The sequence below is a fragment of the Bacillus mexicanus genome, assembly GCF_050445615.1.
In the GTDB taxonomy this organism is placed as follows: Bacteria; Bacillota; Bacilli; order Bacillales; family Bacillaceae; genus Bacillus; species Bacillus mexicanus.
In genome coordinates, this window is sequence record NZ_JBCEYV010000010.1 from 1 (window position 1) to 3,013 (window position 3,013).

Genomic DNA, 3,013 nt, shown 5'->3' on the forward strand with positions numbered 1-3,013 from the left:
AAGGCATTTGTTTGGTGGCGATAGCGAAGAGGTCACACCCGTTCCCATGCCGAACACGGAAGTTAAGTTCTTCAGCGCCGATGGTAGTCGGGGGTTTCCCCCTGTGAGAGTAGGACGCCGCCAAGCAGATTTTTCATATCTACCATGTTTGTTTATGAAGCTTATATTATTCCGCAGTAGCTCAGTGGTAGAGCTATCGGCTGTTAACCGATCGGTCGTAGGTTCGAGTCCTACCTGCGGAGCCATTGCTTCCATAGCTCAGCAGGTAGAGCACTTCCATGGTAAGGAAGAGGTCAGCGGTTCGAGCCCGCTTGGAAGCTTATCTAAAATACGTTGATCTTATGCAGTTTCCGTGAGATATGGAACTGTTATTTTTTTTGTCTAAAATGAATATTTGGGTGGCATACGGGTGGCAAATTAGAGGATTTCTCTAATTTGCCACCCTTTTTTATATATTATTGATTGCATCAGTACCTAAAATGTCCCAAAGTATCTGATTCGCGGTTAGTGTGAGTGTAAATATTCAACGTGGTTTGGGCGTCAGATGGCCAAACCTTTGAGAAATAGCTTGAATGTTTAATCGAGGTGCTTCCCAATTTGATTTATTAACATTGTTGCGTGCGAGTGTCTCATATCATGAAGGCGTCCTGGCTTGATATTGTGCCTATTAGTGAATCTCTGCCACCAAGTATTAGGTGAGGTTGGATACTGGGGTTGTCCCATATCCCCGCTAAATAACAGAATAAATTTCATACTCATTGTATTTTGTTATGGCCGCTTTACACCTTGCTGCAGGGCTTTCTTTTATAATTTTCCACTCAGCTGTTCTTTCTAAGATATCTCTAATGATTCGATATCTTACATGAATGCTTGACGTTGAGACATCGTTTTTCCGTTGTACTCTTCTAAGAAATTTAATATGTGAATCGGCTGAACCTCGTTTTAGTACATGTCTCCAAAATAGAGCTGTATTTCTATCCCCATAATATAGTTATAAGTTTCACGGGTTTTATCATCGTGATGATCCAAAGCATATTTTTTCTCTCAGTCCTCTATGAACATATTGAATGTTCGTTTGTGCGGCGTGATATAAGCGCTGACTTCAACTTCTTTTTTGAATTTATACAATTCACTCTCCAGGTAACTTTTTAGTGGTTTTTAATAAAGACGGATCCTATATTCTAATTGTTTTTACCTTTCTTTTACGCTTGTTCTTTGACCGCTATCAATAACTAATTGAAATGACCTTACGCCTCTTTTTTTTGGTATTATGAATCAAGAATAATGCAAGCTATTCCCAACTGCTTTACTGCTACAGTTCCCTTATAGTTCCACTCTTTACATTTATATTTGGTTTAATTTCTTCTTAGCGCATATTACAGAATGTTGGAGAATTTAATAGTCAATAAAGTGTGAAAATGAAATTGGCACTTGGATATTGTGTGATTAGAGGAAAAAACATAAATTAAGTGGCTTATTAAAAATATGCAAGGGAAGTTTATTTAATACTTTTTAGCAGCCATTTGGGTTCTTGTATATAGAGGCAAAACATCATGGATATTAGAACTATACCAGTAGAGAAGATTATCCCCACTGCATAAAACCCTTGTATTGATCTTTAGCTAGGCGATCTAGAATAAAAGAGCCCTGAAAAAATTCATAGAACAATTCGAATACATTGATCCGCTTATCCGGAATGAAAAGCTCGGTAATCTTGTTGGTGGCCAGAATTGATACAAGATTCTAATGGAGGAAGGGCCAAAAGATGTCACTGTCTCCATTGTCTGCTTAGATGAGGATAAAGAGAAGGCTCTTAACATCGCATTAAACAAGATCAGCGGTGATTGGGATGAGGAGAAACTTGAGAAAGTTCTTTCTGAATTAAAAGAATCTAATTTTGATATGAGCTTCACTGGGTTCTCTAATGTAGACTATAAAGAGCTGCAGGAGAACTTAACTTCTGATGAAGAGAAAATTTTTATGTAAGCCTTGGACAAAATTACAGAGCCGGATACTGGTACGGAGATAAATGTCAGCTTGGCCTCCTATGTGGCGACGCAATAAAATTAGAAGGCGTTAAAAAATTGGTGGGTAAAAATAAAGCGGCGCTGTTGTTACAGATAGTACCTTACAATGTGGCCATTTGAAGTGATAGTAAGAAATTAATTGATAATGACTCTTCTCCAATTTCTAATGATGAAATGGGAGCAACAGAGTTTGATGAATTCTTAAGAACCGTATTCATAAATTACTTTCAAATTATGAGTGATGACGCAGCCATCCTTTTTCATTCTTCATCGTTTCAGGTAGCTTTTGAGAATGAAGTGAGGGATGTAGATCAGCACGTAATGCGTGTGGGTGAAGAATGCACCAATGTTCGGCAGGTCTCAATTCAGCTTTCAACATGAGCCAGTCTTTTACACTTATAAACAGGAGGAATTTATTGTGGGAGCTTTATCGTTATTCCGATTATTATTTGGGTGGGTAGCATTTATAAAGGTTTTTGAAAAAAGAAAAAACAACTTTAAATCATAGTAAATCTTCTGTATTTGCTTAAAAATATCTTTAAAAGTGTGTACGTCATTTTTCTAAAATTGCCTAAACCTTATTGACATTTATCAAAACCCTGCTATAATTACTTTTGTTCTAAGAAACCTGTTTTAAACTTTCAGATGCTCTTTCATGGTAAGAGATTAGCGGTCCTATCCCGCTTGGAAGCTTTATTAAATGTATTATTCCAAGGTTTCTCAAAAAGGAGAAAGCTTTTTTTATTGCGACATGCGGAAGTAGTTCAGTGGTAGAACATCACCTTGCCAAGGTGGGGGTCGCGGGTTCGAATCCCGTCTTCCGCTCCATTTAAATTCCAAGTGGACATTGAAAAATTGATTGCGCCCGTAGCTCAATTGGATAGAGCGTTTGACTACGGATCAAAAGGTTAGGGGTTCGACTCCTCTCGGGCGCGCCATTATTGTAATAAAATCGGGAAGTAGCTCAGCTTGGTAGAGCACATGGT

The 3,013-nt window shown here is 38.2% G+C and carries 1 protein-coding gene, 4 tRNA genes and 1 rRNA gene; all 6 read left to right on the forward strand.

Translation table 11 applies throughout. The features are described 5' to 3' along the window. Positions 1–10: 10 nt before the first annotated feature. The 6 genes from rrf (at position 11) to AAGG74_RS23395 (ending at position 2,965) form a co-directional block, all read left to right on the forward strand. Positions 11–126, forward strand: a 5S ribosomal RNA gene (gene rrf / locus AAGG74_RS23370). 44 nt (positions 127–170) lie between these two features. Continuing rightward, positions 171–245: transfer RNA gene (locus AAGG74_RS23375), tRNA-Asn, on the forward strand. Positions 246–247: 2 nt separating this feature from the next. Then, positions 248–320, forward strand: a tRNA-Thr gene (locus AAGG74_RS23380). A 1,426-nt stretch (positions 321–1,746) separates the two neighbouring features. After that, entirely contained in the window at positions 1,747–1,986 is a 240-nt protein-coding gene (locus AAGG74_RS23385) for a ParB N-terminal domain-containing protein (RefSeq protein ID WP_429677385.1), read from the forward strand. A gap of 794 nt (positions 1,987–2,780) precedes the next feature. Next, positions 2,781–2,855, forward strand: a tRNA-Gly gene (locus AAGG74_RS23390). Positions 2,856–2,888: 33 nt separating this feature from the next. Beyond that, positions 2,889–2,965 (forward strand) — tRNA-Arg (locus AAGG74_RS23395). The last annotated feature ends 48 nt before the right edge of the window (positions 2,966–3,013 follow it).

Excerpts from the sequence above, each read along its gene's own strand:
- AAGG74_RS23385 (WP_429677385.1), top strand. The coding sequence starts at position 1,747 with ATGGAGGAAGGGCCAAAAGATGTCACTGTCTCCATTGTCTGCTTAGAT.